This window comes from Methylobacterium sp. A54F, from assembly GCF_053346035.1.
In genome coordinates this window covers 85,138-111,838 of sequence record NZ_JBKFBF010000003.1, presented here as the reverse complement: position 1 = coordinate 111,838, position 26,701 = coordinate 85,138, and the positions used below count along the sequence as shown (strand labels likewise).

Sequence of the window (26,701 nt, the reverse complement as noted above, 5' to 3'; positions counted from 1 at the left end):
CGCCCGAAGCCCCGCCCGGGCCATCAGGCGCCCGCGCGGGGGAAGTCAGGGCGTGCGAGCAACCGGTCGATCTCCGGCCCGCGATAGGACCGGCCGCCGCAATCGATGCGCGTCGTCACCCGCTGCGCGCCGTCGAGCCCGGCGACGAACGCGATCGCGCCGGCGAGATCCGGAAAGGCGCGCGTGCGGCCGCCGGAGCCCGTCAGGCCGTGGTACACCGCCGGCGCGCCGGCCCAGTGGGCCACCGCGTAGCGGCTCCAGTCCGGCATCGGCCCGGCGCCGTCCGTCGTGGCCTCGCCCGTCATGGTCGTCCTCCCCGCTCGGCCCTGCCCCCGCGGCGTCCGGGCCATCCGGCCGGAACCATCGCACGGGCGCGGGCCGGCGGCGGACCACCCCGGACCGGCTTTTGGGTGAGGGGGCCGTGATCTTTCGGCGGAGCGCGGCAGCCTAATCGTCGTCGGGGTCGTCGGACGGCCATTGCCGGAACCGGATCGCGTTGTTGGCCTCGCACCAGACCTCCGCGGGCCCGACCAGCTCCGGCAGCTCCGCGGCCGGGTTCGCGCTCTCGATCAGCGGCACCAGGCGGAGCCCGGCCCGGGTGCAGGCGTCCCGGATCCAGAGGCGCCTCTGCGTCGAGACCGGCACGCCGCCCCCTTGGGCGGGCCGGAAGGCCTGCGGGTCCAGCGTGAATTCCACCATTGCGGGTGCCGAACCTGGCATCGTCTCCCCCTCCCCTGACCGCGCCGTAAACCCGCCGACTCTAGCACGGACGGTCGCGCGGACGAGTCGAGGGAGGTCAGCCCCCGACGCGGGTCAGAACGGCCAGGCGGCCGCGTCCGCCTCCGGCGGGGGGCGCTCGCCCGGCGCGACCAGCGCGACGATCTCGTCGAGGGGCTGCGGCACGCGGATGGTCCGTCCGGCGGCCGTGATGAAGGTCTCGTTCCGGAGCGGGTCCGTGTCGCTGAGCGCCTGCACGCTCGTGACGCGCAGGAGGTGGCGGCAGCCGTCGCCGTCCTGCACCTGGAGGTAGCTGCCCACCCGCCGCACGGCGTCCATGATCCGCCTCCCCGCCGCCGTCAGGCCGCCTGCCGCTCGGGCCGGACCGCGGCGAAATCGAGCGTGAGGACGCGACGCCCCGCGGCATCGTGCACGTCGACGATCCAGCCCGCCCAGTCGAGCCGGCCGCCGCAGCTCGCCATCACCCCGCGGGCGGCGCGCTCGGCCTCGGCGTAGACCTGGGCGTCGCCGCGCAACCGCCGGCCGGTCCGGTCGAGGATGGCGTGCACGCCGTCGGTGCAGTGGAAGCGGTAGGGGCCCGGCATCGCTCGACCTGTCTGGCATCCGCCGCTGCGCACGGCCGCGGAGCCGGCGGTCATCCGATATGTTCCTTATTTGTTCTAGCATGGATGATCGCCGGAGCGAAGGGTGCCGCGTGCGATCGTGCCCATCCCCGGTCGCCGGGGCCTGCCCGTACCCGCCAGGCGATCGGTAGCTCGCCCCGGACGACGCCGTCGCGGTCCCGGATCACCATCGTCCAGGGATCGCCGCCGGGCGGCAGGTCGCCGGCCGCGCGCATCTCCCCCAGGACCGCGCGCGCCTGCGCCAGCGCATCCGCGGCGTCGGCCGCCTCGACGCCCGTCTCGTCCCGGATCGCGTCGTGCCCGTTAACGAGATCGAAGTAGAACCGTGTCGCCACGCCGCACCTCGCGCCCCCGCGGTCAGGGGGCAGATAGGACGTGGTGCGGCGTTGGCCATGGCGGGGCGCCCGGGCCTTCATCGGAGCGCGGGACGCGCCGCGCGGTTGGGGGCGCAACCATGCGACCGTTCGGGCGGTCTCGTCGTTACGGTGCACGGCCGCCCGGCGCGGGCGGATCGGATTTCTCGGGGTGGCCAGGGATGATCGTCGACGACGGGCGCGGGGACGCGGAGGGTCCGGTGGACCGGGAGCATAGGCTTCAGGCGCTCAGGGCCCATATCCGCCGCCTGCTCGCCGGGCTGGCGGCCCTGCGCCGGCCGAAGCGGGACCGTCGCGACGCGTGAGCCGGGCCCGCGAGGCGATCCAAGAGTAGCCGATCCGGGACGGGTAGCCACCGGTTCTCCGCCGGGGCCGGCGACGTCATAAGGGCCTTGGGGTCCGCCCGCTGGCGGCAGACCCCCAGGGAGACAGGCATGAACGCGAACGACCCCAACGCCCTCGACGACACCTCGCGGCTGCACGCCAAGATGATGGCGATGGAGCTCGTGATCGGCATCCTGATCGGCCGGCTGTCCGAGGAGAACCCCGAGATCCGCGAGGACGTCCGGCGCGACGCGTCGGTGATGCTGGCCGACATGGCCGGCGGGACGCCCAGCGAGGAGCTGGTCGTCGCCGAGGTGCGTCGCGGCGTCGAGGCGCTGACGAGCGTCTCCGTCGGGTGAGATCCGCGCGGCGGCGGGTTGGCGATCTCGCATTTCCCTCCCATATGGGGGCCATGACCATCGAGATTCCCGCCCCCTACGACATCGAAGTGCTCCCGCTCGAGCGGCCGGCCGGCCATTACTGCTGGGCCTTGCGGAAGAACGGAAAGCTGATCGAGCGCTCCGATCGCCCGCACCTGACCGAGCAGAAGGCCTGGACCAGCGCCCTCAAGGCGCTGGAGAGCAACCAGCAGCCGGGCGCCCGCTGGTAGCACCGGCCCGGGCCGGCGCGCCGCGGCCCATCGACCTCAGGACGCTCCGACGCGGTACTCGCGCGGCGGCCGCGCGCCGCTGACCGCGAACGCGCCGACGATGCGGTCGCGGTAGATGCGCGGGTTGTGCGAAGCGATCGTGCGGGCGTTGCGCCAGTAGCGGTCGAGGCCGAGGCCCGCCTTCACGGCGGAGGCCCCCAGCGCGTCGAACAGGCTCGTCGTCGCCTCGAGCACGAGGTTCGTCACCACGGTGACGGCCTGGTTGACCTCGACGTCGGCGAGGGCGGCCGCCCGCTCGGCCGCCTCCCCGCCGGCCTGGTGTGCCGCGTGGACCCTCTGCAGGGCCTCGGCCGCCTTCAGCACGGCGGCGCCCGCCACGTAGGCGTTGCCGCGCACGCGGCCGACCACCGCCTGCACCTGCGGGTCGTCGGCGGTGCGGCCGGTATTGCCGTGGCTGTAGACCCGGGTGCGCTCGGCGACGAGCCGGGCCACGTCCTCCGCGGCGGCCCGGCCGATGCCGGCGAGCGTCGCGAGGTGCACGAGCTGGAAGAAGGCCATCGCGTAGGGGAAGCGCGCCGGGTCCGGCTTGATCAGCTCGGGCGCCAGGACGACCCCGGTGAACCGCGCGGTCCCGCTCGCGGTGAGCGCCTGCCCGAACCCGTCCCAGTCGTCGACGATCTCGACGCCCGGCGCCCGCGTCGGCACCGCGGCGACGACGGGCTCGCCCGCCTCGTCCTGCGCCGAGAGGTGGATCCAGTCGGCGAAGAGCGAGCCCGTCGTGTAGAACTTGCGCCCGTCCACCACCGGCTCGGCCCCGCGCCGGCGCACCACCGTGCCGAACTGCCCGACCTTCGCCTCGCCGGTCTCCGAGACGCCGCTGCCCACGGTCTCGCCCGCCGCGATCCGGCCGATCCAGCGCTCCCGCCAGGCGGCCGAGGCCGAGCACAGCACGTCCTCGGTGAAGCCGAAATGGGCGCGCAGCGCGTTGGTGACGTTGGAATCGGCCTGCGACAGCTCGATCAGCAGGTTGAACAACTCGGGCAGGCTCGCCCCGTGGCCGCCCCGGTCGCGCGGCAGGCGCAGGGTGGTGAAGCCCGCCTCCCGCAGCCAGCCGATCTCGGCATGGGGCAGGCCGTGCCCGCGATCCCGCTCCACCGCCGTCGCGCGGATCTCCGCGAAGGCCGGCCGGAAGCGCGCGGCCAGCTCCTCGTAGCGCTCGCTCGGGCCGGAGCCCCAGCCCGCATCCGCCTGTGACATCCCTGCTCATCCCGTTCCAACGGCCGCCGGACCGATGGCCCGGGCGGCAACCGATCTGCCGGAGTGCATGAATCCCGTACTTCCCCACTCGACCTCAAGATGAAATTCGCCGAAAACAGCGCGTGATCGGCAATTTGGAAGAGATGTGCTGTCGGTATCGCAGGACCAGGGCTGAAGTTCTGCCGTTCTGCTTGATATCGGAAGAACGTTCTTGTTGATTCCGGTGCCGCGGCGGATACGCTTCAGGGCCTGCGCATCGCCCCGGCGGCGTGCCGCGGTCGCGGCCGTCCGGCTATCCGGGCCCCTCCCCCCGATCTCCCATGACGGATCCCCCATGACGGCACGCCGCGAACTCAGGCTGAACGCGTTCGAGATGGCGGCGCCCGGCCACACCTGGGCCGGCCTGTGGCGCCATCCCCGCGATGCCAGCGCCGACTACAACCGGCTCGACTACTGGACCGCCCTGGCGCGCACCGCCGAGCGCGGCCTGTTCGACGGCGTCTTCCTCGCCGACGTGATCGGGCTCTACGACGTCTACGGCGGCACCGGCGACGCGGCGCTGGCGCGGGCCGCGCAGGCCCCGAACCTCGATCCGTTCCTGGTGGTGCCGGCCATGGCGCAGGCGACGCGCCACCTCGGCTTCGGCGTCACCGCGAACCTCACCTACGAGCACCCCTTCACGTTCACGCGCCGGGTGACGAGCCTCGACCACCTGACGGAGGGGCGGGTCGGCTGGAACATCGTCACCGGCTACCTGGAGAGCGGCGCCCGCGGCATGGGGCTTCCCGGCGCCCGCGCCCACGACGCGCGCTACGAGGCGGGCGAGGACTTCCTGGCGGCCGCCTACAAGCTCTGGGAGGGCAGCTGGGAGGACGGCGCCGTGCGGCGCGACCGGCGGGCGGGCGTCTTCACCGACCCGGCGCGGGTGCACCGCGTGGAGCATGCCGGGCCCTATTACCGCGTGGCCGGCCGCCACCTCGGCGAGCCCTCGCCCCAGCGCACGCCCGTGCTCTATCAGGCCGGCACCTCCTCCCGCGGGCGCCTGTTCGCCGCGCGGCACGCGGAGGCGATCTTCCTCAACGGCCACACCCGGCCCATCGCGGCCCAGGCCGTACGCAGCATCCGCGAGGCCGCGCGGGAGGCCGGCCGCGACCCCTACGACATCCGGATGTTCCTCGGCGCCACCGTGATCGTCGCCCCGACCCGGGCCGAGGCGCTCGACCTGCGCGACTCGTACGCCCGCTACCTCGACGTCGAGGGCCAGCTCGCCCTGGTGTCCGGCTGGACCGGGATCGACCTCGCGGGCCTGAAGCCCGGCGAGGCGCTGGCCTACGCGAAGACCAATGCCATGCGCTCCCTCGTCGAGAACCTGACGGCGCCGGGCGAGCCGCCCTTCACCCTCGCCGACTTCGCCACCTTCGGGCCGCGCGGGGCCCGGGCGCCCTTCATCGTCGGATCGCCCTCGGAGGTCGCCGACGAGCTCCTCGACTGGGCGGAGGCCACGGACGTCGACGGCTTCAACCTGACCCGCGCGGTGGCGCCCGAGACCCTGGAGGCCTTCGTGGACCTCGTGGTGCCCGAGCTGCAGGCCCGCGGCGCGTTCAAGACGGCCTACCGGGAGGGGACCCTTCGCGAAAAGCTCTTCCCCGGGGCCGGCCCCCACCTGCGGGCCAGCCACCCGGGCGCCGGCTACCGACGGGCCCCGGCCCGGCCCGCGGGCGCCCTGTGCGCCGCCGCCCTGCGCGCCGCCTCCTGACCGCCCCTCCCCCGAACCCCCAGGCCCGACCGATGACCGGATTCCCCACGCGCCGCGCCCTCCTCGGGCTCGGCACCGCCCTCCTGGCCCTCGCCGCGGTGCCGGCCCGGGCGGACAAGCCCCTGCGGATCGGCGCGAGCGCCGGCCCGATCGGCCAGACCCTGGCCTTCGCGGCCGACCTCGCCCGCCGCCAGGGACAGGCCGTCGAGATCGTCGAGTTCACCGACTGGGTGACGCCGAACGAGGCCGTGGCGGCCGGCGACCTCGACGCCAACCTGTTCCAGCACGTCCCCTTCCTGCAGGCCGCCGTGAAGGCGCGGGGCTACCGCCTGGAGCCCGTGGCGGGCGTGATCGTGCTGCCGGTCGGCCTGTTCTCGAAGCGCGTGACGAGCCTCGCGGCGGTGCCGGACGGCGCCACGGTCGCGATCGCCAACGATCCCGTCAACGCGGCGCGGGGCCTGCGCCTCCTGCAGACGGCGGGCCTCCTGACGCTCGCGGCGGGCGCCGGCGACGACGCCTCGGTGGCCGACATCGTCGCGAACCCGAAGCGCCTGCGCATCCTGGAGCTCGAGGCCGCCCAGCTGCCCCGGGCCCTCGAGGACGTGACCCTCGCGCAGGTGAGCTTCACCTACCTGTTCGCCTCCGGCGGCGACCCGCACAGCGCCCTGATCACGGACGGGCGGGGCGACCGGCGCTACACGCTGAGCTTCGTCGCCCGGCCCGAGAACCGCGACGACCCGCGCCTCGGCGCCTTCATCGCGACGTTCCGCTCGCCCGAGGTGCGGCGCTACATCGAGACGACCTTCCACGGCTTCCTGGAGCCGGCCTGGTAGGGCCCCCGCGGGGCCCTCTCACCAGCTCGTCAGCACGGCGCCCCCGAAGGTCTGCTCCACGAAGGCCTTCGTCTCGGGGGTGCGGTAGCTCTCGACGAGGGCCCGGACCCAGGGCTGGTCCCGGTCGGCCTCCCGCACGGCGATCAGGTTCACGTAGGGGCCCTTCGGGTCCTCCCGGAGGATCGCGTCGGCGGGCCGCAGGCCGGCGGGCGTCGCGTAGTTGGTGTTGACGGCCGCCGCGTCCACGTCGTCGAGGATGCGGGGCGTCTGCGCCGCCTCGACCTCGACGAAGCGGAGGCGGCGGGGGTTCGCGACGATGTCGGCCACCGTGGGCCGGAAGCCGACCCCGTCCCGCAGCCGGATCACGCCCTTGTCCTGCAGGAGCAGGAGCGAGCGCCCGCCGTTCGTGGGGTCGTTCTGGATCGCGATCGTGCCGCCCTCCGGCACCGCATCGAAGCTCCGGTGGCGCTTCGAGTAGAGGCCGAGGGGGAAGTTCACCGTCGTCGCGACGCCGACGATCCGGTAGCCGCGGTCGGCCCGCTGGTTGTCGAGGTAGGGCTGGTTCTGGAAGGAGTTCGCCTCGATCTCGCCGGCCGCCAGCGCCTCGTTCGGCACGACGTAGTCCGAGAACTCGACGACCTGCAGGTCGAGGCCGTTGCGGGCCGCGACCGGTCGCACGGCCTCCAAGATCTGGGCGTGCGGCCCCGGCGTCGCGCCGATGCGCACGCGCCGCAGGGGCTCGCCGTGCCCGGCCGCGGGCAGAACGAGGAGGGCGAGGAGAGCGAGGGCGCGCAGCATCGTGAAAGGGTCCCTGTGGGCGGGCGCTCAGGCCCGGCGGATGCGCCGGTTGAGGCGGCGGGCGAGGCCCTCGCCCAGCGTCTGCACGGCCTGCACGAGCACGATCAGCACCACCACGACGGCGAGCATCATCTCGGGGCGGAAGCGCTGGTAGCCGTAGCGGATGCCGAGATCGCCGAGGCCCCCGCCCCCGACCGCGCCGACCATGGCCGAGAAGCCGAGCAGCGACACCACCGCCAGGGTCAGCCCGAGCACGATGCCGGGCAGCGCCTCGGGGATCAGCACCTTGCGGACGATCTGGCCCGGGCTCGCCCCGAAGGCGCGGGCCGCCTCGACGAGGCCGTGGTCGACCTCGCGGATCGCGGCCTCCACCAGGCGGGCGATGAAGGGGGTCGCCGCGACCGTCAGCGGCACCGTGGCGGCCATGGTGCCGATCGAGGTGCCGGCGACGAGCCGGGTGAAGGGGATGATCGCCACCACGAGGATGATGAAGGGCGTCGAGCGCGTGGCGTTGACGACGAAGCCGAGCACGGCGTTCGCGACCGGCGCGGCCAGGAGCTCGCCCCGCCGGCTCGTCGCCAGGAAGACGCCGAGCGGCAGGCCGAGCAGGCTGCCGAGCCCGGCGGCGAGCGCCACCATGGTCAGGGTGTCGCCGGTGGCCTGCACCAGCAGGCGGATCATCTCAGGCGACACGCGCTTCCTCCCGGGCGGCTTCCAGGTAGCCGAGGATGTCGGCCTCGATGCCCTGGCCGGCGAGGTAGGCCCGGGCCCGCGCGGCGACGTCGGGGCCCGGGGGCAGGGCGACCGTCAGGGCGCCGAAGGGCTGGCCGCCGATCTCGTCGACGGTGCCGGCCAGGATCGCGGCCTCGATGCCGGTCTCGCGGGCGAGCCGGGCGAGGATCGCCCCGCCCGGGGCGCCGCCCCCCGGCGCCCCCCGGAACGCGAGGCGCAGCACGAGCGCGCCGCCGGGGAGCGGGGCCGGGCTCAGGCGGGCCGCCAGGGCCGGCGGCAGGGTGAGGCCCATCTCGCCCGCGAGCAGGCTGCGGGTGACCTCGGCCCGGGGCCGGGTGAAGACCTCGAGGACGCTGCCGCGCTCCACGATGGCGCCGCCCTCGATCACCGCGACGTGGTCGGCCACCGCGCGGATCACCGACATCTCGTGGGTGATGAGCACGATGGTGAGGCCGAGCTCCCGGTTGATCCGCTTGAGGAGCGCCAGGATCGAGCGGGTGGTCTCCGGGTCGAGGGCCGAGGTCGCCTCGTCGGACAGGAGCACGTCCGGCCCGGTGGCCAGGGCCCGCGCGATGCCGACGCGCTGCTTCTGCCCGCCGGACAGCTCGGCCGGGTAGCGGCCGGCCTGGCCCTCGAGGTCGACGAGGCGCAGCAGCTCCGCCACGCGCTCGCGGATCGCCGGCCCGCGCCAGCCCGCGATCTCCAGCGGCAGGGCGACGTTCTCCGCCGCCGTGCGGGCGGAGAGCAGGTTGAAGTGCTGGAAGATCATGCCGATGCGGGCGCGCACGGCCCGCAGGCCGCGCTCGTCGAGGCCGGAGACCTCCGCCTCGCCCACCACGACGCGGCCGGCGCTCGGGCGCTCCAGGCCGTTGATCAGGCGGATGAGGGTCGACTTGCCGGCGCCCGAGCGCCCGATCACGCCGAGGACCGAGCCGCCCGGCACGGCGAGGTCGATGCCCGAGAGGGCGGGGACCGGCGCGGCGCCCGCGCGCCCCGCATAGGTCTTCGAGACGCCCTCGAAGCGGATCAGGGGCTTTCCGGCGACGGAGGCGGGGTCATGAGCCGAAACCGGCGGGGCTGTCACGATCTGGCCTTGCTCCTGGATCCCGACCGCGCCGGCCCGGCCCGCCGAACGACGGGCGCCGGGGCGCGGGGGAGCTCGAAAGGTCACGATTTATCGCGTCTCGCCTTCGCGCCGGTCAATGAAACGCCCATGCAAAATTACCGCTCGGGGGAGATCGTCCGGGTCGTACCGGGGCCGCGGGCGAGAAGGCTTTTCCGGTGCGCCGAGTCCGGTGCGTCAGGTCCGGCCCGAAAGGTCCGGTGCCGGGCCCGCACGGTTTCGCGGACCGCCCGCACCGATCGCGCCGGAACGGGATCGCTCCGGAATGCCGGATCGGGAGAACGACCCTCTGATCCGGGCGCGAAAATCGAAAGATGCTTTCATTGATCCACCGCAACGGATCAGCTTTATAGAATATGCCAGCCACCGACAGGCATGAAGGCTGCCGCCGAGGCGTTCCAGGTCGCGCGAAGACTGTCCAACTGCCCCGAGCCATCGGGGCGGTGCTGTCCCGTGCCGATCCGCCGAGGCGCGAGGGCCCGGATCCGGAGACGACGATGACCGACGACACCTGGCGCGGAGGGGCTCCGTCCCGGCGGACGATCCTGCGGGCCGGCCTCGGCGCCGCGGCGCTTCTGCCCCTCGGCCCGCCGGCGGCCCGCGCCGCCGAGCGCACCGTGCGCCTGAGCTACCAGCGCTCCTCGACGCTGCTCACCGTGCTCAAGGCCCGCGGCACCCTGGACGAGCGCCTGCGCCCCCTCGGGTTCACCCCGTCCTGGCACCTCTTCACGAACGTCATCGAGCCCATGAACGCGGGCGTGGTCGATCTCCACGCGGACGTCGCCGACGCGGTGCCGATCTTCACCCAGGCGGCCGGCGCGCCCCTCACGTTCTACGCCCGCGAGGTCGGCGCGCCCGCCGCGGAGGCGATCATCGTGCCGGAGGCCTCGCCGATCCGCGAGGTGGCCGACCTGAAGGGCAGGACCGTCGGGGTCTCCCGGGGCTCCGGCTGCCACTTCGTGCTGGCCGCGGCCCTCAAGCGGGCGGGCCTCAGCTTCGCCGACATCCGGCCCGCCTACCTGCAGGCGCCCGAGGGCCTCGCGGCGTTCGAGCAGGGGGGCCTCGACGCCTGGGTGATCTGGGACCCGTTCCTCGCCATCACGCAGGCGAAGCGGCCCGTGCGGGTCGTGGCGGACGCCACGGGGCTGTCGAGCTACCACCGCTACTACCTCGCCAACGATGCCTTCGTGGCCGCGCATCCGGAGGTGGTGGCGACCGTCTACGAGGCCCTCGCGGAGGCCGGGCGCTGGGTGAAGGCGGAGCCCGATGCGGCGGTGGCCCTCCTCGCGCCGATCTGGGGCGACCTGCCGCCGGCGGTCGTCGCGACGGTCAACCGGCGGCGGACCTACGCGGTGACGCCCGTCGAGCGGGCCGAGCTCGGCGAGCAGCAGGCGATCGCCGACACCTTCCACGAGGCGAAGCTGATCCCCCGCGCCCTCGACGCCGCGGCGGTGCGGATCTGGCAGCCGCCGGCGGGCCGGGGCTGAGCCGATGACGGAGGCACCCCGCTTCGGCATCTGGGCCGCCGTCCACGGCTCCCGCGCGGCCCACCACGACCCCGACGAGCCCGACGATGCGAGCTGGGAGCGCAACCGCGCCCTGGTGCTGGAGGCCGAGGCGCTGGGCTTCGACGCGGTGCTGGTCGCCCAGCACACGATGAACCCCTACGACCCGGACCGCGACCAGCTGGAGGCCTGGACCGCCTCCGCCGCGCTGGCGGCGCTGACCCGGCGCATCGAGATCATCGCGGCCGTCAAGCCGGGGCTCTACCACCCGGTCGTCCTCGCCAAGATGGCGCTCCAGATCGAGCACGTCGCGCGGGGCCGCTTCGCGCTGAACCTCGTGAATGCCTGGAACCGGGCGGAGTTCGAGCAGGCCGGGCTGCCCTTCCCGCCCCACGACGAGCGCTACGCCTACGGGCGGGAGTGGATCGGCCTCGTCGACCGCCTGATGCGGGGCGAGCGGGTCAGCGTCGCGGGCCGGCACTTCCAGGTCGAGGATTACCGCCTGCGGCCGGCCGGCACCTACCGGCCGCGGCCGCGCATCTACCTCGGCGGCGAATCCGAGCCGGCGCGGGCGCTCGCGGCGGACCACGCCGACGTCTGGTTCATCAACGGCCAGCCCCTCGCGGAGGTCGCCGCCCTCATCGCGGACGTGGCCCGCCGGCCGGCCGCGAACGGGCCGCTCCGCTACGGGCTCTCGGCCTTCGTGATCGCCCGCGCCACCGACGCGGAGGCGCAGGCCGAGCACGCGCGCCTCCTCGCCCTCGCGCAGCGCGACGCGGCCCTGCGCGCCGACACCCGCGCCCGCACGGACGCGGCGAGCGCGATGTTCGCCAAGACCGACGCCGCGGCCGCCCGGCACGTCGGCACCAACGGCGGCACCGCGGCCGGCCTGGTCGGCAGCTACGAGACGGTGGCGGCGCGCATCCGCGCCTTCCACGCCGCCGGCATCGGGCTGTTCATGCTGCAGTTCCAGCCCTTCGAGGCGGAGATGCGCCGCTTCGCCGAGCAGGTGCTGCCGCGCCTGCGCTAGAGCACGCTCGCGGATCCCCGATTCCGGGCGGACCCCCTCCCAGCCAGCCAACGGACCCATGACCCAGCACTCTTCCCGGCACTCTTCCCGGCACCCTTCCCATCACCCCTCCCGCCGGACGCTCCTCGCCGCCGCTGCCGGCGCTGCCGCCTTGGCCGCCCCGGCCCTGGTCGGGCTCCCCCGTCCGGCGCTCGCCGCCCGGAGCCTCCGGATCGGCTACCAGCGCTCCTCGACGCTGATCGCGCTGCTGCGCCAGGACGGCAGCCTGGAGGCGGCGCTCGCGCCGCTCGGCGCGAGCCTGTCCTGGCACGAGTTCACCAGCGGCCTGCCGATCATGGAGGCCCTGAACGCCGGGCAGATCGACGTCTCGGCCGACGTGGCGGATACGGTTCCGGTCTTCGCGCAGGCGGCCGGGGCGCGGATCACCTACCTGGCCCAGGAGGCGCCCTCCCCCGAGGCGCAGGCGATCCTGGTGCCGGAGGGCGCGGCGGCCCGCTCGGTCGCCGACCTCAAGGGCCGCCGCGTCGCGGTGACCAAGGGGGCCGGCAGCCACTTCCTGCTGCTCGCGGCGCTCTCCGAGGCCGGCCTGTCCTTCCGGGACATCGCGCCGGCCTACCTCACCCCCGCGGACGGGCGCGCGGCGCTGGCGAGCGGCGGCGTCGAGGCCTGGGTCGCCTGGGACCCCTTCCTGTCCGCCGCCCGGCAGCAATCGGGCGCCCGGGTGCTGCGGGACGGGACCGGCCTGTCGCTCTACAAGCGCTACTACCTCGCCGCCGATTCCTACGTCGCCGAGAACGGCCCCGTGCTCGGCACCCTGTTCGCCAAGCTCGCCGAGACGGGGGCCTGGGTGAAGGCCAACCCGGACGCCGCCGCGGCGCGGCTCGCGCCGCTCTGGAAGATCGAGGCGGACGTGATCGTCCGGGCCAACGCCCGCCGCAGCTACCGGGTGGAGCCCGTGACGCGGGCCGGCCTCGCCGAGCAGCAGACGATCGCCGACACGTTCCGGGCCGAGGGCCTCCTGCCGCGGCCCGTGGACACCGCGGCCCTCGCCCTCTGGGAGCCCCCCTCGCGCTGAGCCCTTCCCCGGATCGCGGGCCGCTCCCCCGCGGCGCCGAGGGGCGCCGCGGGGCTCGTCTCATGAGCGCAGAAGGGTGTGCAGCGCCCGCAGGAAGACGTCGACCTCCGCGCGGGTGTTGTAGAAGGCCAGCGAGGCGCGCACCGACTGGTCGACCCCGAAGCGGCGCAGCGCCGGCAGGGCGCAATGGTGGCCCGAGCGCACCGCGATGCCGTGCGCGTCGAGGTGGTGGGCCACCGCCTCGTTCTCCTGCCCGGCGATCGTGAAGGACATGACGCTCGCCTTCTCCCGCGCCGTGCCGATGAGGCGCAGGCCCTTCACCTCGGAGAGGCCGCCTTGCGCGTATTCGAGGAGGTCGTGCTCGTAGGCCGCGATGGCCGCCAGGCCGACGCCCTCCAGGTAGTCGAGCGCCGCCCCGAGGCCGACCGCCCCGGCGATGTCCGGCGTGCCCGCCTCGAACTTCTCCGGCGCGCCCTTGTAGACGGTCCTCGTGAAGGTGACGTCCTCGATCATGTGGCCGCCGCCCTGCCAGGGCGGCATCGCCGCGAGGAGGTGCGCCTTGCCGTAGAGCGCGCCGATCCCGGTCGGGCCGAACACCTTGTGGCCGGAGAAGACCAGGAAGTCGGCGTCGAGCGCCTGCACGTCCAGCGGCATGTGCGGCGAGGATTGCGCCGCGTCGACCAGCACCGGCACCCCGTAGGCATGGGCGAGCGCGATGATCTCCCGGACCGGGTTCACGGTGCCGAGGGCGTTCGCCACGTGCGTCACCGAGACGATCCGGGTGCGCCCCGACAGGAGCGCGGCGTACTGCTCGAAGATGATCTCGCCCCGGTCGTTGACCGGGATCACCCGGAGCGTCGCGCCCGTGGCCTGGGCGAGCATCTGCCAGGGCACGATGTTGGCGTGGTGCTCGATCGTCGAGACGACGATCTCGTCGCCCGGGCCGATGTTGGCGCGCCCGTAGGAATTGGCGACGAGGTTGATCGCCTCCGTGGTGCCGCGCAGGAAGACGATCTCGTCCTTGGACGGGGCGTTGAGGAAGCGGCGCACCGCCTCGCGGCCGCCCTCGAACAGGTCGGTGGAGCGGGCCGCCAGCGTGTGCGCGGCCCGGTGGATGTTCGAGTTGTGGCGGCCGTAGAACGCGGAGGTGGCGTCGATCACGGCCTGCGGCTTGTGGGTGGTCGCGGCGTTGTCGAGCCAGACCAGCGGGTGCCCGTTGACGCTCTGGTGGAGCGCCGGGAAGTCCCGGCGGACGCGCTCCACGTCGAAGGGCGCCGCCACCGGGCTCGACCCGTGCGCGCCCGCCCGCGGGGCGGGACCGGCGTGCCGCGCCGGCTCGACCCGCGGGGCGGCCGGCGCCTTGCGGGCGGGGGCGGGCCCGAGGTTCAGGAAGTAGTAGTCGGACGCGGGCGCCTCGGGCGCCCGCGACGGGCGGCCGGTCCGGGAGACGCTCTCCTGCGCGGCGTCGACGCCCGCGCGCGACGGGTCGGCCGGCACCAGGGCAGGGCTCAGCGCGTGCGCGAAGGCGTTGGCGCGCGGGTGGTCTGCGGCGACCTGCCGGTGCAGCTCCGGGCCGCCGGGCAGCGCGTGCGCGAGGGCGGGCACGCTTGGTAACGCCAAGTCCGGCAGCGCCAAGTCCGGCAGCGTCGGGCCCGGGAGGCCGGGCAGCCCGACGGGCTGCGCGCCGAAGGACCGCGCGGCGAGGGCGCCCGCGTCCGGCTGCAGGCCGGAGGGCTGCCCCCCGGCCGGCGCCGACGGAATGCCGATCGCGCCGCTCGGGAGCGGCGCCCCGCCGGGCCCCTGGGGCAGGCCGTCCAGGGCCTGCGGCACCTGCGGGCCGGCGGGGAGCGCCGGCGCGAAGGGCTGGCTCGCGGCCTGTCCCAGCCCGTAGATCTCGCGGGCGAGGCGGCCGACGAGGTCGGCGTGAGCGAGGTCCCCGGCGCTGCCCGCCGGGACGCCGGCCGGGAACGCCTCAGGCGTAGTCATGGTAGTTGCCGAGCAGCACGTTATCGAGGCGGGCGATCGCGTCCTCGACCAGCACGGCGGCCGAGAAGTAGCGGGTCACGAGGTGCGAGGCGATCGAGTGGTCGTTGGTGCCCATGTAGCGCACCGACAGGCCGGGCTCGATCTCGCCGGTCACCCCCGATTTCTGCAGGCCGACCACGCCCTGCTCCCCCTCGCCGACGCGCAGCAGCAGGATCGAGGTGGTCTGCGCCCCCGTCACCGGGTCGATGTCGATCGGCAGCTTGTCGCTCGCCACGAGCGGCACGCCGCGCCAGGTCAGGAAGGGCGCGCCGAACAGGTGGACCACCACCGGCGGGACGCCGCGGCGGGTCGCCTCCCGCCCGAAGGCCGCGATGGCGCGGGGGTGGGCCACGAAGAAGGCGGGCTTCTTCCAGACGAGGGTCAGGAGCTCGTCGAGGTCGTCCGGGGTCGGCGGGCCGCCGCGGGTCGGGATGCGCTGGCGCGGCCCGGCCTCGTGCAGCAGGCCGAACTGCGAGTTGTTGAGGAGCTCCCACTCCTCACGCTCCTTCACCGCGTCGACGGTGAGGCGGATCTGCTCGCGCAGCTGGTCGATCTCGTTGGAGTAGAGGTCGGTGACGCGGGTGTGGGTGTTGAGGATCGTCTGGATCGTCGAGAGGTGGTACTCGCGCGGATCGATCTCGTAGTCGACGAAGGTGGTGGGCAGGCGCGGCTCGCCCGCGTGGACCGCCAGCAGCTCGATGCCCTGCTCGCCGTGGGAGTTGGTGTGGCCCTTCAGCCGGTCGCGCTCCTCCTGGTACTGGCCGATGCGCGAGCGGAACGCCTCGTCCTCGATGGCGGCGCGGTCGAGCGTCAGCAGCGTCACCGCCGAGAGGGCCCTCACGGCCGGCGCCGGCGCGGTCTCGCCGAGGAGGTCGCCGTCGCCGAAGTAGTCGCCCCGCGTGGCGAGCCCCTGGCGCAGGCGGCCCTTGTAGGGGCCCGACAGGGTCAGCTCGACGGTCCCGTCCGCGACCACCACCAGGCTGCGGCCGCCCGAGCCCTCCTCCTGGATGACCTCTCCGGCCTTGTGCCGGCTCTCCGTGAACCGGTCGGCGAGGGCCGCGAGCTCGGCGTCGCCGAACCGGCTGAACAGGGGCACCGCGCGCAGGGAGGCGGGCCGGACCGCCCGGCCCTTCTCCTCCGTGGCGAGATCGATGCGGCCGGGCTTGGCCAGCACGACGGCGCGGCGGTTGACGCGGTAGACGCCGCCGGGGACGTCCACGAAGGGCAGGAGCCGCAGGAGCCAGCGCGGCGTGTTGGCCGCATTCTGGACGGAGGTGACGGTCGCCGTCGCAAGATTGCGTGCCGCCGAGGCGCTCACGCTCAGACCCGGTCCGCTCATCGTTGGTCCTCTCCTTCGTCTCTCGTTCGGGGGCGCGATCTGGTTCGGAGCGCGCAAGTCTCCGCGCAAAAGTCTCCGCGGGCCAATCGCAGTCGATCCGACGCGACGAACCGCACGGAACCTTACGGATCCGATCAGTTTGAATTACGAACTCAGTCTCGAGGCAGTTCTGGCGAACTCAAGCCTCGGCGCGGCAGGGATAAGCTTGGACGGTAGCCAGGGTCAACGGAATGATCTTCTGAATTCAGGCCACTCCATAAGAGAACGATCTCCGCCTATCGTCGCGAGGTGGAATCGTCTGCCAAGAATGGGCCGATTCCGAGAACAGAATTCTTCGGATCGGGTCTTTCGGAAAAGCGGGGCGATGGACGTCCTCGGGGGAGGATTTTCCCCGGCGCCGGGCTCAGATGCCTTCGCCGAAGAACTGGTCCATCGTGAGGGCCGGGGCCTCGTCGCGCGGCACGCGCGACACCACCCGGGCGGGGACGCCCGCGACGGTGGTGTGGGGCGGCACCTCGTGCAGCACGACCGCCGCGGCGGCGACCTTCGCGCCCTCCCCCACCCGGATGTTGCCGAGCACCTTGGCACCGACGCTCAGCAGCACCCCGCGCGCGATCTTCGGGTGCCGGTCGCCGCTCTCCTTGCCGTTGCCCCCGAGGGTGACCGACTGGAGAATCGAGACGTCGTCGGCGATCACCGTGGTCTCGCCGATGACGACGCCGGTCGCGTGGTCGATGAACACGCCCGAGCCGATGCGGGCGGCCGGGTGGATGTCGCAGCCGAACACCTCGGAGATCCGGCTCTGGACGTGAAGGGCGAGCGTCGCCCGGCCCTGGTGCCAGAGCCAGTGCGCCACCCGGTAGCCCTCGAGGGCCGCGAGCCCCTTGTAGAACAGGAACGGGTCGAGGTAGCGCCGGCAGGTCGGGTCGCGCTCGCGGATGGCGACGAGGTCGCGCACCGCGTGCGCCCCCGCATGCGGGTCGGCCTCGAAGGCGGACAGGCAGAGGTCGCGCATCGACAGCCGGGCGAGGTCGCCGTCCCCGAGCCTGTGGGCGAGGCGGTAGGCGAAGGCCTGGGCGAGGCTGCGCTGGTCGAGGATGGTCGCCTGGATGATCCCGGCATAGAGGGGCTCCTCGATGAGGGCCGCCTCGGCCTCGGCGCGCAGGGCCGCCCAGACGTCCGCCTCCGCCGTGCTGCGGCTCGTCGCGCGCAGGGGCAACGGGATCGCCACGGAGGCGCCGGTCATGGCTGCGGTTCCGGCCGTCGTTCGGGGCGGCTTGCCCGGCGCATCCCCGGCGGCGTGCGACCGGGCGCGCGGACCGGCATCAGAGGACCCGCCGGAACAGGGCGGGCAGGTAGCGCTGCAGGGTCTCGTGCCCCTCGAACTTGACGTCGATGGTCGGGGAGCGGCTGCCGAGCCCGTGGATCCCGACGATCCGGCCCCGGGCATGGCGCCAGATCCCCAGGACCTCGGCGAGATCCAGGCGCTCGAAGGTCACCTGGTCGCCGGGCGTCATCGACGCTGAAGCCATGGCGTTGTCCTCCGTGAAGGGGCCGGGCGCGGCGGCGCGGCGGCGTGCGGGCGATGTCGGGAAGCGGTCCGCTCCGGGGCTCGGGAAAGCTCTTCCGGGCGGCGGCGGGGATGGGAGAAGGTTTCGGTCGCGGGATGGGTCAAGGGCAGCAAGTTTGTTCGCTAAGGCTTTGTATTTGCTCGATAATTACTGACGAAACGCGATTTGGCAAGGCTTGTTCCGAGGAGCCTCCCGCGCTAGGCCTGCCGGGTCGGACGCCCGGCGTCCGCACAACGCCCGGGATCCTCCATGAGCGCGGACATGAGCGCATACATGAGCGCATACCTGCCACCGCTCGCAGGCGGCGTACTGATCGGCCTCTCGGCCGCGATGCTCCTCATCCTGAACGGCCGCATCGCGGGGATCAGCGGGATCCTCGGCGGCCTCCTCTCGGGCCTCCTCTCGGGCCTCTTCCCGGGTCGCGCGGCGGATCCGGGCCGCCGGCTCGCCGACCTCGCCTTCCTCCTCGGCCTGGTCCTGGGGCCGCCGGTCCTCGCCGTCCTCGCGGGCCGCTGGCCGGAGATGCGGCCGGTGGCGGACCTGCCGGTGCTCGCGCTCGCCGGCCTCCTGGTCGGCTTCGGAACCCGGCTCGGCTCCGGCTGCACCTCCGGGCACGGCGTCTGCGGCCTCGCCCGGCTCTCGCCGCGCTCGCTTGCCGCGGTGCCGGTCTTCCTGGGAAGCGGGATGCTGACGGTCGCCGCCGTCCGCCTGCTGGCGTGAGCGCGGTGCCCCGCGCCCTCGCGGCCCTCGCCGCGGGCCTCCTCTTCGGGATCGGCCTCGCGCTGTCGGGGATGCTCGATCCGGCGCGCGTGCGCGGCTTCCTCGATGTCGCGGGTGCCTGGGACCCGAGCCTCGCCTTCGTGCTCGGGGGCGCCGTCACCGTCTCGGGGCTCGGCTACGCGCTCGCCCGCCGGTCGGCGCGCCCGGTCCTGGCCGCGCGCTTCGACCTGCCGGCCAGGACCCGGATCGACCGGCCGCTGCTCCTCGGGGCCGCGCTGTTCGGGGTCGGCTGGGGCCTGTCGGGCCTCTGCCCCGGGCCCGCCGTCGCGGCGCTCTCGACCGGCTCCACCCCCGTCCTCGTCTTCGCCGGTGCGATGCTCGCCGGCATGGCGATCCACCGGGTTGTCGATCGGGCCGCGGATCAGGCCGTGGATCAGGCGACGAGTTCGCGCGAAGCCGGAGCCCGGCCACCCCGCGTCGGAACGTTGGATTAACGGCACGGCTTTTACGTGTCGGCCGCTCGGGCGCGGATTTCGCGTCGTCCGCAGCGATCAGGCCAGCCGCGTCGAGGATCACCCCACTTGGACCACCCGGATCACCAGCCCGAGGCCCCGGCCGACATCGCCGAGGTCGTGCTCGAACCCCTCGCGGATTTCCCGCACATCAGCCTCCGGGAGTCCGGCGAGCCCTGGGACAAGCGGCGCGCCGCCGGCAAGGCCCTGCGCGAGGCCGTCCCCCACGCGCGCCTCGCCGAGCCGCCCGCGACCGACGGGCGGCCGGACCCGGTCACGCTGATCGAGGGCGCGCATGCGGGGCGCCAGGAGCACCTCGTCCCCTTGCGCGTCGCGCGGATGGCGCGCTCCCCCTTCGCCTTCCTGCGCGGCGCCGCCCACGTCATGGCCTGGGACCTCGCCCAGGTGCCCACCACCGGCATCGAGGTCGTCATCGACGGCGACGCGCACGTGGCGAATTTCGGCCTGTTCGGCACGCCCCAGCAGGACGTGGTGCTCGACCTGAACGACTTCGACGAGGTCACGATCGGCCCCTGGGAATGGGACCTCAAGCGCCTCGTCGCCAGCATCGTGGTGGCCGCGCGCGAGGAGGGGAACGGGCCGGGCGAGCAGCACCGGGCGGTCCTCGCGGCCGTGAGCGGCTACCAGCGCACCGTCGCGGACCTGGCGCCGTGCGGCTCCCTCGACGTGTGGAACCGAGCGACCCGGGCGCACGAGCTCGACTTCGAGGCCATGAAGATCGATCCCGCCTCCCAGGCGATCGTCCGCAAGGCCGTCGAGAAGGCGCGGCGGCGCAACAACCGGAGCCTGCTCGATCAGGTCTGCGAGCGCCGGGTCGACGGCGGCTGGCGCTTCCAGGAGCAGCCGCCGATCCTCACCCGGGTCGACGACGACCTGCGCGAGGCGGTGATCTCCGGCCTCGAGCGCTACGCCGAGACCCTGCCGCGGGAGCGGCGCTTCATGCTGAGCCGCTACCACGTCGTCGACGTCGCCCACCGCGTCGTCGGCGTGGGCAGCGTCGGCACGCGCGCCTACCTCGCCCTGCTCTGCGGCAACTCCGACCAGGACGCCCTCTTCCTCCAGGTCAAGGAAGCGGTGACCCCCGCCCTCGCCCCGTACCTGCCGGGCATGCCGCACCCCTACAGCGCCCACGAGGGCGAGCGGGTCATCTACGGCCAGCGCCTCCTGCAGGGCGTGGGCGATCCCCTCCTCGGCTGGACCACGATCGCGGAGCGCCCCTACTACGTGCGGCAGATGAAGAACATGAAGGGCGACATCCCGTCGAGCTGCATGACGGGCCGGCCCCTGCAGTTCTTCTCCTTCGCCTACGGCGCGCTGCTCGCGCGGGCGCACGCCCGCACGGGCGACGCGGCGGCCATCGCCGGCTATTGCGGGGGCGAGCACAGCACCAGCCTCGGCGAGGCGCTGGCGGCCTGGGCGCAGGCCTACGCGGACCGGAACGCGGCGGACCACGCGGCCTTCGTGGAGGCCATCGGGGCGGGCCGGCTCGCGGCCGCGGAGGATCCGCAGCTCTAGAGCACGATGCGGAAAAGTGGAATCCGGTTTTCCGAAATCATCGTGCGACCATAAAGAGATAGAGCGTGCTGCTGTGTCCGTGGAAAAAGCAGCACGCTCTAGGGGGCCGACGCCCCGCGCCGCGATTGTCACCACCTCAGACGCGATCCGGACGGCCGGGCGGTTGCCAAGCTTGGCCATATGGGCCAGTCTCTACCTAAGTAGTTCGTCCGATGAACCTTGGGCCGGAGGCATGATGCGGGTCAATCACGAGCGACGCCTGCTCCAGAAGGCCGCGGATGCGGTCGATCGGCAGGTTTCGGTGCGGCAGCGGCCGGACAGTTCTTGGCCCGGGGACCACAGCCGGCTCGTCGCCCTCGAGAGCCGGGGGGATGTACGCCTGGTCGGCCAGCAGACCGACCGGAATGCCGGCGAGATCTTCGCCGTCTGGCAGATCACCGAGCGCGGCCTGACCGCGCTCGCGCACCTCTCGGCCCGGGGCGCCTGATGGCCTCGATCAAGGTCCGGGTGGGGACCGACGGCACCTTCGCGGTCTACCAGAACGGACACGCCCTCTGCTCCGGCCTCACCCGCGCGCAGGCGGAGCGCCTCGCCGCGGTGCTGCGCTGGGTCGAGCCCGTCCTGTAGGGGGCGCCAGGCCCCGGTCAGGGGCCTCAGAGCCTGTTTGAGGCGTTGTTCCAACGCGGCACCTCAGGATGAGGGGGATGGGCTGGACAACGGCCACCGGTCCGACAACCCTTTGCTGTCATGAATCAAACAGGCTCTCAGGCGCCGGGCACCGCCCAGGCCGCGACCCCGGGCCTCGGCATCACCGCGTCGGTGTCGTCCCGGAGCTGGGGGCTGAAGCTCGGGTCCTCGGTCAGCACGTCGTCCCAGCGCCGCAGGAAGGCGAGCACCTGGTCGCCAGGCGCGACGTGGGCGTGGCGCGAGGCCTTCTCGTGGTGGATCATCTCGGCATACGGCGTGTAGACGATGCGGTAGCCCAGCATCCGCAGCCGGAAGCACAGGTCCACGTCGTTGAAGTCCAGGCTGAAGCCCTCGTCGAAGCCGTTGGCCGCCTCCAGGACCGACCGGCGCGTGGCGAACACCGCCCCCGTCACCGCCGAGCAGTCGCGCTGCTTCAGGGCCCAGTCGTCGTAGGTCGGCGCGTCGGCCGCCTGCAGGTACCAGGGGTGGGCGCAGACGCCGTAGATGCCCCCGAACATGCCCGCGTGCTGGATGCGCCCGTCCGGGTAGAGCAGGCGGGCCCCGACCCCGCCGACCTCCGGGTCCGTCGCGAAGGTGAGCAGGGCCTCGATCCAGCCGGGGGCCCGCACGACGATGTCGTCGTTCATCAGGATCAGGTGCTCGGTCTCGGCGAGCCGCCAGAGGCGGTTCATCTTGGCGGCGTAGTTGAACCGCTCGCCGGGCGGCAGGGGGGTGTGGACGCGGGCCAGCGCGAAGGGGTCGCGCCGGCCCGCGTAGGCGGCGTCGTCGGCCAGGTCGTCGCCGACGAGGACGCGGATGCGCCCGGGCGGGTAGGTGCTGGCGGCCAGGCTGTCGAGGAACCGGACGATGTGCGGAGGCTCGCCGGCGGCCGGCGCGCTCTGGCGCGTCGGGATCACCAGCGTCACCGGCGGCGGATCGGCCAGCGGGCGGTAGAGCTCGACGCTGTCCCGGGTGCGCCCCGGCCTGTGCCGGAGGGACGGGTCGTTGGCGCGCAGCCAGGCATCGAGGGCGGGGCCGCGGGCCGCCGGGGAGACCCGGGGGCGCGGCGCCGGGGCGGCCGTGAGGGTGTGGGGGATGCGCGCGAGGCCGATCCCGTCCGCCAGCGCGTCGAGGCAGAGGCGGAACCAGCCGGCCTCCTCGGAGGCCTGGAGCCCGTCCGGCCGCAGGCGCCGCAGGGCCGTCGTGCGGATCACGAGCGGGAAGGCGACGTAGTCCGAGGACAGGAGCAGCGCCGGGTTCAGGTCCGGCTTGCAGAAGGGCTCGGGCGCGGCCTCGCCCCGCCCCGTCACCGCGTCGTCGGCGTAGAAGATCCCGGCATCCGGGCGCTGGCTCAGGACCGGCCGGACGAGCGCCGCGACGTCCGGGTGGACCCGGCACCGCGCGGGGGCGACGAAGAGCACGTGGCTGCGGGATTCGAGGAGCCCGGCCGGCAGCGGGCGCACGGGCCGCAGGGCTTCGTCCAGCGGGACGGGCACGATCTCGGCGGGCCAGGCGATCCCCCAGGCCCGGCGCCGCGCATCCTGTCCCGCCATCACGCCGCATCCTCCGCACGATCGGCCGGGCCGGGGGCGGCCTCCAGCGCCCGCAGGGCGGCCTGCATGGACCGGGCGACGGCCTCGGCCGAGAACATCGCCCGGATCCGGGCCCGCGCGGCCTCGGCGAGGCGGGCGCCGTCGGGGCCCGCGACCGTCGCGGCCGCCGCCGCCAGCTGCCGGGCGAGGTCCGCCTCGTCGACCCGGCCCCACAGGGAGCCGCGCAGGTAGGGCCCGTGCGACTGCGCGAGGGCGGCGACCTCGGCCCGGACGGGGAAGCCGCAGCTCGCGTCGAGGAAGTCGCGGCTCCCGCCGAAATCCGTGGCGACGACCGCCTTGCCGAGCTCCATCGCCTCCGCGATGGTCAGGCCGAAGCCCTCCGAGGCGTGCGGCGAGGCGTAGATGTCCGCCATCCGGAAGAGGCCGTCGAGCTCCAGCCGCGCCATCGGCCGGTCGATCAGGACGACATGCTCCGCCGCCGCGGCGAGGGCGGCGAGCTCCCGGCCCGCCTCGCCCGATTCCGACAGGTGCTTGGTCTTGAGGACGAGCTGCCAGCCGGCGCCCGCGAGGCCGGAGGCCGCGAAGGCGCGCACCAGCGCCTCCGGGTTCTTGCGCGCCAGGAAGCTCGATCCGTCGAAGGCGTAGAGGACGATCCGGCGCGCGGGATCGAGGCCGAAGGTCGCGCGCACCCGCCCGGCGAGGCCCGGATCCGCCGGCCCGGGGGCCTCGTTCTCCACCACGTGGGGCACGACCGAGACCGGGATGTCGGTCACCGCGCGGAAGATCTCGGCGCAGAACGCGCTCGGCGTCCAGATGGCGTCCAGGCCGTCGAGGGTCTTCAGCCACCCGTCCGGGACGTGCGAGGTCTCCCAGACGAGGAGGCCGATCCGCCGCCGGGCCGCGGCGATCAGCGCCCGCTGGTCGTCGTTCAGCAGCTCCTCCCAGCTCCCGCCGTTGAGGTGGACCACGACCGCGTCGGGCGCGCCCGTGAAGGCCGGCGCCTGCCAGGCCGGCGCCACCCGGCCGTGGACGTGGAAGGGCCGCGTGACCGGGTGGACGCCGACGCGCCAGGGCGTCCGGTGGAGGGCCCGCAGGTAGCCGCGCGCCGCGACCCCGAGGCCGTTGGCGTAGGTGAGCGGCGCCACGAAGGCGAGGCGGGGCGGGCCCGGCCGGCGCGGCGCCTCGAGATCGGCCCAGGCCAGGGTGCCCGCATCGGCGCCGGCGTGCGCGTAGGTCGGCTCCAGCCGGTGAAGATCGAAGCCGCGGCCCTCCAGGGCCGACAGCACCGCCGCGCCGCCCTTGTCCCGGTGCTCCCCGAGGACCAGGGAGGCCTTGATGAACGGGAAGCCCTGCGCCAGCAGGTCGTCCCAGGCGTAGATCGTGCGGTTGTCGGGCAGGTTGTCGAGGTCGGGGATCGGGAACAGCGCGGCGGCCGTGAAGCCGCTCGCCTGCATCCGCACGCTGAAGGTGGTCTCGTACTCGGTGATGACGTCGTTCTTGTCCTCCATCGCCTTCACCGAGAGGACGAACCGGCTGAACGCGTAGGAGGCGAGGCAGCGCGCCTTGATGGCGATGAAGAAGCTCTGCAGGTGCCAGGAGCCGTAGTGGTTGTCGGTGAGCCCGACGAGGTCCTCCTCCGCCCCGTCGATCCGGTCGAGGAGGCCCGCGAAGGCCGCCCGGTCGAGGGGGCCGATGATGCTGTCGTTCGTGAGGTAGAGGACGCGCGAGGCCATGAGGTCCTCGTCGATCGACAGGACATGGGCCCAGGCCGCGAAGTCGAAGCCGCTGTTCTCCCGCACGTAGACGGCGGTGCAGAGGTCGAGGATCGCGGCCGGCACCGCGCTGCGGCGGCGGTCCGCCGCGACGATGAGGACGACGTCCGTCCCGGCCTCCCGCAGGGCCTCCGCGTAGGGGCCGACATGGCCCTTCAGGCGGCCGGCCGGCGCGTGGGTGACGAGGAGGGCCGTGCGGGCGCCGGTGCGGGGCGCCCGCTTCAGGCAGGTGATGCGCGCATCGGCCGCCGGCGGCGGCAGGCCGGCGCCGCCGCTGCGGGAGGGCTGGCGCCGGTGCTGCCGCTGCCGGCCGACCGTGAAGTAGTGGACGAGGGGGTTTGCCGCGACCTCGGCGGGATCGAGGTAGGTCGCGGCGTACCAGGTCGCGTCGAAGTCGGGCCCCGGGTGGTTGCCGGGGTTGGCCAGGAAGTGGAGCAGCGGGTTCTCGCTTCCGGCGCGGCCCTGCAGGTAGCGGTTCACGTACCACTTGGTGCGGAACAGCGGGTTCGGGTTGCGGCCCTCGCGCCAGCCGTGCTCGACGAAGTGCAGCAGCGGGTTCGTGCCCCCGCGGGCCACGTCCGGGTTCTCGGCGAGGTAGGCGTCGCCGTGGAAGAGCGGGTGCGGCCAGCGGCCCTCGCGGCCCCCGTGCTGGAGGTAATGCACGAGAAGGTTGAGGCCCTTGGCGCCCTGCAGGTCCGGGTAGCGGGCCCGGTACCAGGCGGGATCGAACAGGCCGGAGGCCTCGATCAATGCGCGCTGGCGCGCGAAACCCGGCACCGGGTTCCGACGCCGGATCAGGCGCGGCAGGACGCGGGGCAGGAGGCGGGGCAGGAGGCGCGTCGGTCTGCGTGTCGTCATCCGGGCCCTCGATGCCCTCGGGGAGCGCCGCGAGCAGGAAGGGGGCGGGTGATAGGCCGGATTCGGACGCCTGTCCACGAAGTGCGTCCGGCGCGCCACCCACGCGTGTCCGGCCGCTGTCCGGCGCGGGGTTCCGCGCGGCGGCCCGGGGGTGTAGGGGCCTCCGGCGGAACGGGGCCGCACGAGGAGTCGGTTTTGGCGCAGGGGGCGGACAACCAGCCGGAGAGCGAGCCGTTCGACGAGGCGCGCTACCTCGGCCACAACGTCGACGTGTACATCGCGGTGCAGGCCGGGCAGTTCGAATCCGGGCGGCAGCACTACGAGCTGTTCGGCCGGCGCGAGGGCCGGCCGTTCCCGGCGCGGGGGCCCGGCATCGCGGAGCTGCGCGCCGCCAAGATGGCGCGGCTGCGCCCGCACCTGCGCACCGACATGCCCTGCCGCTGGGACGGGGACAAGGCCGACTTCCTGACCCCGGAGCTGCGCGCCGCCACCCGGATCAGCGACACCGCGGCGGTCTCCCAGAACGGCTACGACGGCCCGATGCTCGACCTCGTGGCCCGCTACCCCGACGGGCTGGTGCTCGATTGCGGGGCGGGCTCCCGGCCCGTCTACTTCGGCAACGTCGTCAACTACGAGATCGTCGACTATCCCTCGACGGACGTGCTCGGGGTCGGCGAGGCGCTGCCCTTCCGGGACGGGACCTTCGACGCGGTGATCTCGGTGGCGGTGCTCGAGCACGTCCGCGACCCGTTCCGCTGCGCCGCCGAGATCGCCCGCGTGCTCAAGCCCGGCGGCCGGCTCTACTGCTGCGTGCCCTTCCTGCAGCCCTACCACGGCTACCCGCACCACTACTTCAACGCCACGCCCCAGGGCATCCGGCGCCTGTTCGAGGACGCGCTCACGGTGGAGGATGTCCGGGTCCTCGGCTCGACGCACCCGGTCTGGGCGCTGCAGTGGATGCTCGGCGTCTGGGCGCAGGGCCTGCCGCCCGAGTCCCGCAAGGCCTTCCGCCGGATGCGGGTCTCGGACCTCCTGCGGGCGCCCCTCGACCAGCTCCCCCTGCCCCATTGCCGGGACCTGCCCCACGAGGTCCAGCTCGCGATCGCCAGCGCGACGGTGCTGACCGCCCGCAAGCCGCCCGCCGGGGCCTGAGGCGGGCCGCGCGGGCGAGGGCCCTCTAAAACGCTCGAAATAGAGCGCTCGACTTGCAAAGCACAGCGCCGCGGTCCTCGAAGACGCGGATGGATAGGGTTAAATAGAGCCCCAGCATCCGTCGCCCGTCCGCCGGGCGGTTGCGGGGCCGATGTGGAGGAATACCGAGGCCGGAACTGGAATTTCAACTGCAGGTTG

29 protein-coding genes are annotated in these 26,701 nt (G+C 73.8%); 14 read left to right on the top strand and 15 right to left on the bottom strand.

Going from position 1 to position 26,701, the window contains the following annotated elements; all coding sequences use genetic code 11:
* Nucleotides 1–23: 23 nt before the first annotated feature.
* From ACLBXP_RS06800 to ACLBXP_RS06780, 5 genes are all read right to left on the bottom strand, one after another.
* A complete protein-coding gene (locus ACLBXP_RS06800) occupies nucleotides 24–305 on the bottom strand; it encodes a hypothetical protein (protein WP_447666835.1) in 282 nt (93 codons plus the stop codon).
* A 142-nt stretch (nucleotides 306–447) separates the two neighbouring features.
* Entirely contained in the window at nucleotides 448–720 is a 273-nt protein-coding gene (locus ACLBXP_RS06795; RefSeq protein WP_447666834.1) for a hypothetical protein, read from the bottom strand.
* Between the two features lie 93 nt (nucleotides 721–813).
* Nucleotides 814–1,056: a hypothetical protein gene (locus ACLBXP_RS06790; RefSeq protein WP_447666833.1), complete on the bottom strand. Its 243-nt coding sequence runs from the start codon at nucleotides 1,054–1,056 to the stop codon at nucleotides 814–816.
* Nucleotides 1,057–1,076: 20 nt separating this feature from the next.
* Entirely contained in the window at nucleotides 1,077–1,322 is a 246-nt protein-coding gene (locus tag ACLBXP_RS06785) for a DUF6894 family protein (RefSeq protein ID WP_447666832.1), read from the bottom strand.
* 50 nt (nucleotides 1,323–1,372) lie between these two features.
* Nucleotides 1,373–1,696, bottom strand: a complete 324-nt coding sequence (locus ACLBXP_RS06780) for a DUF6894 family protein (protein ID WP_447666831.1) — start codon at nucleotides 1,694–1,696, stop codon at nucleotides 1,373–1,375.
* A gap of 200 nt (nucleotides 1,697–1,896) precedes the next feature.
* Between ACLBXP_RS06780 and ACLBXP_RS06775 the strand changes: the two genes are divergently transcribed.
* The 3 genes from ACLBXP_RS06775 (at nucleotide 1,897) to ACLBXP_RS06765 (ending at nucleotide 2,669) form a co-directional block, all read left to right on the top strand.
* Entirely contained in the window at nucleotides 1,897–2,040 is a 144-nt protein-coding gene (locus tag ACLBXP_RS06775) for a hypothetical protein (protein ID WP_447666830.1), read from the top strand.
* Between the two features lie 129 nt (nucleotides 2,041–2,169).
* Nucleotides 2,170–2,418, top strand: coding sequence for a hypothetical protein (locus ACLBXP_RS06770; RefSeq protein WP_447666829.1), 249 nt, complete (start codon nucleotides 2,170–2,172; stop codon nucleotides 2,416–2,418).
* A gap of 53 nt (nucleotides 2,419–2,471) precedes the next feature.
* Nucleotides 2,472–2,669, top strand: coding sequence for a hypothetical protein (locus ACLBXP_RS06765; RefSeq protein WP_447666828.1), 198 nt, complete (start codon nucleotides 2,472–2,474; stop codon nucleotides 2,667–2,669).
* 36 nt (nucleotides 2,670–2,705) lie between these two features.
* On the opposite strand, the gene ACLBXP_RS06760 is transcribed toward ACLBXP_RS06765, so the two are convergent.
* The gene (locus tag ACLBXP_RS06760; RefSeq protein ID WP_447666827.1) at nucleotides 2,706–3,926 is read right to left on the bottom strand and encodes an acyl-CoA dehydrogenase family protein; all 1,221 of its coding nucleotides are present in this window, start codon (nucleotides 3,924–3,926) and stop codon (nucleotides 2,706–2,708) included.
* Nucleotides 3,927–4,260: 334 nt separating this feature from the next.
* Here ACLBXP_RS06760 and ACLBXP_RS06755 point away from each other — a divergent pair, with 334 nt between their 5' ends.
* Together ACLBXP_RS06755 and ACLBXP_RS06750 are read left to right on the top strand one after the other, a co-directional pair.
* The gene (locus ACLBXP_RS06755) at nucleotides 4,261–5,682 is read left to right on the top strand and encodes an LLM class flavin-dependent oxidoreductase (RefSeq protein ID WP_447666826.1); all 1,422 of its coding nucleotides are present in this window, start codon (nucleotides 4,261–4,263) and stop codon (nucleotides 5,680–5,682) included.
* Between the two features lie 32 nt (nucleotides 5,683–5,714).
* Nucleotides 5,715–6,515, top strand: coding sequence for a MetQ/NlpA family ABC transporter substrate-binding protein (locus tag ACLBXP_RS06750; protein ID WP_447666825.1), 801 nt, complete (start codon nucleotides 5,715–5,717; stop codon nucleotides 6,513–6,515).
* A gap of 18 nt (nucleotides 6,516–6,533) precedes the next feature.
* Here ACLBXP_RS06750 and ACLBXP_RS06745 read toward each other — a convergent pair whose 3' ends face one another.
* The 3 genes from ACLBXP_RS06745 to ACLBXP_RS06735 are packed head-to-tail and all read right to left on the bottom strand — an operon-like array spanning nucleotide 6,534 to nucleotide 9,129.
* Nucleotides 6,534–7,313 carry a MetQ/NlpA family ABC transporter substrate-binding protein gene (locus ACLBXP_RS06745; protein WP_447666824.1) on the bottom strand — a complete coding sequence of 260 codons (780 nt, stop codon included), beginning with the start codon at nucleotides 7,311–7,313 and terminating at the stop codon, nucleotides 6,534–6,536.
* 27 nt (nucleotides 7,314–7,340) lie between these two features.
* Nucleotides 7,341–8,006 (bottom strand): methionine ABC transporter permease, encoded by a 666-nt coding sequence (locus ACLBXP_RS06740; RefSeq protein ID WP_447666823.1) that lies wholly within the window; start codon nucleotides 8,004–8,006, stop codon nucleotides 7,341–7,343.
* Nucleotides 7,996–9,129, bottom strand: coding sequence for a methionine ABC transporter ATP-binding protein (locus ACLBXP_RS06735; RefSeq protein ID WP_447666822.1), 1,134 nt, complete (start codon nucleotides 9,127–9,129; stop codon nucleotides 7,996–7,998). Before ACLBXP_RS06735 ends, ACLBXP_RS06740 begins: the two co-directional genes overlap by 11 nt.
* Nucleotides 9,130–9,665: 536 nt before the next feature.
* Between ACLBXP_RS06735 and ACLBXP_RS06730 the strand changes: the two genes are divergently transcribed.
* The 3 genes from ACLBXP_RS06730 to ACLBXP_RS06720 are packed head-to-tail and all read left to right on the top strand — an operon-like array spanning nucleotide 9,666 to nucleotide 12,778.
* Complete coding sequence (locus tag ACLBXP_RS06730) at nucleotides 9,666–10,655, top strand: aliphatic sulfonate ABC transporter substrate-binding protein (protein WP_447666821.1); 990 nt, start codon at nucleotides 9,666–9,668, stop codon at nucleotides 10,653–10,655.
* 4 nt (nucleotides 10,656–10,659) lie between these two features.
* Nucleotides 10,660–11,703, top strand: a complete 1,044-nt coding sequence (locus ACLBXP_RS06725; protein ID WP_447666820.1) for an LLM class flavin-dependent oxidoreductase — start codon at nucleotides 10,660–10,662, stop codon at nucleotides 11,701–11,703.
* 58 nt (nucleotides 11,704–11,761) lie between these two features.
* A complete protein-coding gene (locus ACLBXP_RS06720) occupies nucleotides 11,762–12,778 on the top strand; it encodes an aliphatic sulfonate ABC transporter substrate-binding protein (protein WP_447666819.1) in 1,017 nt (338 codons plus the stop codon).
* Between the two features lie 60 nt (nucleotides 12,779–12,838).
* On the opposite strand, the gene ACLBXP_RS06715 is transcribed toward ACLBXP_RS06720, so the two are convergent.
* The 4 genes from ACLBXP_RS06715 to ACLBXP_RS06700 all read right to left on the bottom strand — a co-directional run bounded on the left by ACLBXP_RS06715 (nucleotide 12,839) and on the right by ACLBXP_RS06700 (nucleotide 17,674).
* Nucleotides 12,839–14,764 carry a family 2A encapsulin nanocompartment cargo protein cysteine desulfurase gene (locus ACLBXP_RS06715; protein ID WP_447666818.1) on the bottom strand — a complete coding sequence of 642 codons (1,926 nt, stop codon included), beginning with the start codon at nucleotides 14,762–14,764 and terminating at the stop codon, nucleotides 12,839–12,841.
* Entirely contained in the window at nucleotides 14,751–16,142 is a 1,392-nt protein-coding gene (locus ACLBXP_RS06710) for a family 2B encapsulin nanocompartment shell protein (protein WP_447666817.1), read from the bottom strand. The genes ACLBXP_RS06715 and ACLBXP_RS06710 overlap by 14 nt, the downstream gene beginning before the upstream one ends.
* Before the next feature lie 403 nt (nucleotides 16,143–16,545).
* Nucleotides 16,546–17,388, bottom strand: a complete 843-nt coding sequence (gene cysE, locus ACLBXP_RS06705) for a serine O-acetyltransferase (RefSeq protein ID WP_447666816.1) — start codon at nucleotides 17,386–17,388, stop codon at nucleotides 16,546–16,548.
* Nucleotides 17,389–17,467: 79 nt separating this feature from the next.
* Nucleotides 17,468–17,674, bottom strand: coding sequence for a hypothetical protein (locus tag ACLBXP_RS06700; RefSeq protein WP_447666815.1), 207 nt, complete (start codon nucleotides 17,672–17,674; stop codon nucleotides 17,468–17,470).
* Between the two features lie 312 nt (nucleotides 17,675–17,986).
* On the opposite strand from ACLBXP_RS06700, the gene ACLBXP_RS06695 reads away from it, so the two are divergent.
* The 5 genes from ACLBXP_RS06695 to ACLBXP_RS06675 all read left to right on the top strand — a co-directional run bounded on the left by ACLBXP_RS06695 (nucleotide 17,987) and on the right by ACLBXP_RS06675 (nucleotide 21,108).
* A complete protein-coding gene (locus tag ACLBXP_RS06695) occupies nucleotides 17,987–18,433 on the top strand; it encodes a YeeE/YedE family protein (protein ID WP_447667106.1) in 447 nt (148 codons plus the stop codon).
* Nucleotides 18,430–18,927: a DUF6691 family protein gene (locus tag ACLBXP_RS06690; protein ID WP_447666814.1), complete on the top strand. Its 498-nt coding sequence runs from the start codon at nucleotides 18,430–18,432 to the stop codon at nucleotides 18,925–18,927. The genes ACLBXP_RS06695 and ACLBXP_RS06690 overlap by 4 nt, the downstream gene beginning before the upstream one ends.
* Before the next feature lie 87 nt (nucleotides 18,928–19,014).
* Nucleotides 19,015–20,481, top strand: coding sequence for a DUF2252 domain-containing protein (locus tag ACLBXP_RS06685; protein ID WP_447666813.1), 1,467 nt, complete (start codon nucleotides 19,015–19,017; stop codon nucleotides 20,479–20,481).
* Between the two features lie 235 nt (nucleotides 20,482–20,716).
* On the top strand, nucleotides 20,717–20,968 hold the full coding sequence (locus ACLBXP_RS06680; protein WP_447666812.1) for a hypothetical protein: 252 nt from the start codon (nucleotides 20,717–20,719) through the stop codon (nucleotides 20,966–20,968).
* On the top strand, nucleotides 20,968–21,108 hold the full coding sequence (locus ACLBXP_RS06675) for a hypothetical protein (protein ID WP_447666811.1): 141 nt from the start codon (nucleotides 20,968–20,970) through the stop codon (nucleotides 21,106–21,108). Before ACLBXP_RS06680 ends, ACLBXP_RS06675 begins: the two co-directional genes overlap by 1 nt.
* A gap of 137 nt (nucleotides 21,109–21,245) precedes the next feature.
* On the opposite strand, the gene ACLBXP_RS06670 is transcribed toward ACLBXP_RS06675, so the two are convergent.
* Together ACLBXP_RS06670 and ACLBXP_RS06665 are read right to left on the bottom strand one after the other, a co-directional pair.
* Nucleotides 21,246–22,721, bottom strand: coding sequence for a glycosyltransferase family 2 protein (locus tag ACLBXP_RS06670; RefSeq protein WP_447666810.1), 1,476 nt, complete (start codon nucleotides 22,719–22,721; stop codon nucleotides 21,246–21,248).
* On the bottom strand, nucleotides 22,721–25,351 hold the full coding sequence (locus ACLBXP_RS06665; protein WP_447666809.1) for a rhamnan synthesis F family protein: 2,631 nt from the start codon (nucleotides 25,349–25,351) through the stop codon (nucleotides 22,721–22,723). Before ACLBXP_RS06665 ends, ACLBXP_RS06670 begins: the two co-directional genes overlap by 1 nt.
* A 195-nt stretch (nucleotides 25,352–25,546) precedes the next feature.
* Here ACLBXP_RS06665 and ACLBXP_RS06660 point away from each other — a divergent pair, with 195 nt between their 5' ends.
* Nucleotides 25,547–26,503: a class I SAM-dependent methyltransferase gene (locus tag ACLBXP_RS06660; RefSeq protein ID WP_447666808.1), complete on the top strand. Its 957-nt coding sequence runs from the start codon at nucleotides 25,547–25,549 to the stop codon at nucleotides 26,501–26,503.
* Nucleotides 26,504–26,701: the final 198 nt, after the last annotated feature.